The following is a 2,145-nucleotide window of genomic DNA, read 5'->3' on the forward strand; positions in this document are numbered from 1 at the left end:
CGCCGCGGTTGGCCTCGTCGCTGCGGTCGACCGCCACCCGGGAGCCATCGGGTGAAAGGCGTGGGAAATAGTAGTTGCCGGGCGGACCGACCGTTCCCAGCTCTTCCCCGCCCCGCGAGAAGCGAACGAGCTCGCTTCCGAGGAGGAGTCCCCCCTCGTGGTACACCAGGGTCGTTCCCGAGAGGCTGAAGGCGCCTCGTCCCCAGCTCGGGTCAAACTCCACCTCGGCGGCGAGCACGCGCGGCTCCCCGTCCACGACGAGGCGTCCGGGGTCGAAGCGCTGCTCCCGAAGGTTCCCGTCTTCCCACCAGACCAGATGTCCCGAGAGGGCGTACACCGCGTTCGAGTTGATTCGCAGGACCTCTCGCTCGAGAGCTCCGTCGAGCGACCCGACGCGGAGTTGGGGCGATGTGCCGGCGTAGTTGCGAGCCAGAAAAAGGAAGCGCCCGTCGTCGGGGAGGAAGGAGGGCAGCACCCGCTCCACGGCTTCCCCGTCCGGAAACACAACTTCGGGGACACCTCCGCGGGCCAGTACTCGCTTGAGCTCAACCTCGGTCCCGCGCCCGCCGAACACGATCTCGCCTTGCGAGCTCCAGGATCCGGATCCCAACTCCGTGGGGTGGTCGGTGACGTTCTCCACGAGTCCGCTCTGTAGGTCGATCCTCTTCAGCTTCCCGTTCGCGAAGAAGCCCACCTGACGCCCGTCGGGCGACCAGAAAGGACTGTGTCCCTCCTCCGTACCGGCGAGCTTCTGCGCCGCCGAGCTCGCCAGGGAGCGCAGCCACAACGCGCGCTCTCCCTCGCCGTCTTCCGCCGCGAACACGAGCTGACGAGCGTCGGGGGAGAGGGCGAAACCCCGTTCGACGAGAAACTCCGCGTTAGGTGGAGGCAGGATCGAAGCGGCCACGGTTTCAGGAGAGGACCGATCGGAGAACGAGCGCAGCCCGATCCACGCGGCAACGCCTGCCGCGGCGAGAGCCACGGTCCAGGGCAGCACCCTCCGCGGCCACGGACTCTCACGCGTACGGTCGGGGGCGAGCGCGTCGTCCTTGTGCGCCTCGGAGAGCTCGATCCGGGCGTCGGCGATGTCGTGAAGGCGCTCCCGGGGGTCCTTCTGGAGGCAGCGCCGAAGGACCCACCGCAGCGCCGGGGACAGCCGAGGCGGCAGCTCTTGCCACGGCGGCTCCTCTCTCAGCACCGCGGCGAGGATGTCCGAGACGGTCTCCCCGGCGAAGAGGCGCCGGCCGGTCAGCATCTCGAAGAGAACGACGCCGAAGGCCCAGATGTCCGTCCGCCGGTCCACCTTCTTTCCCTTCGCCTGCTCGGGCGACATGTACGCCGCGGTGCCCAGTAGAAATCCCGCCTCGGTCGCGGCGCGCGTCATCGTAGGGGAGTGGGAGATGTCGACGCTTGCAGCTTCTCCTTCCATCGCTTTGGCGAGGCCGAAGTCCAGGATTTTGACGTCTCCATCCACGGTGAGCTTCACGTTCGCCGGTTTGAGGTCGCGATGGACGATCGACTTCTCGTGCGCCGCCTCGAGACCGAGCGCGATCTGCCGCGCGATGCGTCGAGCGTCTTCGAAGGAGAGCGGTCCGGCCGCGATTCTCTCCGCGAGCGTCGGCCCTTCGACGAGCTCGAGGACCAGCGCCCGGACGCTCCCGACGTCTTCGAGTCCGTAGATCGCGGCGACGTTCGGGTGGTTGAGGGACGCCAGCACCTGGGCCTCGCGCTCGAAGCGCTTCATTCGCTCTTCGTCCCGGGCAAACGCTTCGGGAAGCACTTTTATTGCGACCGGGCGCCTGAGCTTCGTGTCCTCGGCGCGGTAGACGTCTCCCATGCCCCCCGAGCCCAGCCTTCCAGTGACGCGGTAGTGGGAGAAACTCTCGCCGATCATGTTGGAACCGTCTAGTTCCCGGCGAGGAAGGCGCGCACCCCCTCGACGAACTTGTCGCGCTCCTCAACCGGTGCGAAGTGAACTGCTAGGGAATTCTATCCGAGGCGGTGAAGGATAGGAAATTCGGATACAGTGGGCGCGTTGAATCAGGAGATAGACGCATGGCAGATTCCACTCTTTCGCGTCGGAGCTTCGTTGGCGCTCTCTCCGGGGGAGCTCTGTTGCCGAAGGCGATGAGGGAGACCGGCGTG

General features: G+C 66.8%; 1 protein-coding gene. It reads right to left on the reverse strand.

Annotated elements, in window-relative coordinates:
* Window positions 1–1,894: protein kinase (locus tag VEK15_12355; protein HXV61482.1), on the reverse strand; the 1,894-nt coding region annotated here is incomplete at its 3' end.
* Window positions 1,895–2,145 lie beyond the last annotated feature (251 nt).

It is taken from the genome of Vicinamibacteria bacterium (assembly GCA_035620555.1).
Lineage (GTDB): Bacteria > Acidobacteriota > Vicinamibacteria > Marinacidobacterales > SMYC01 > DASPGQ01.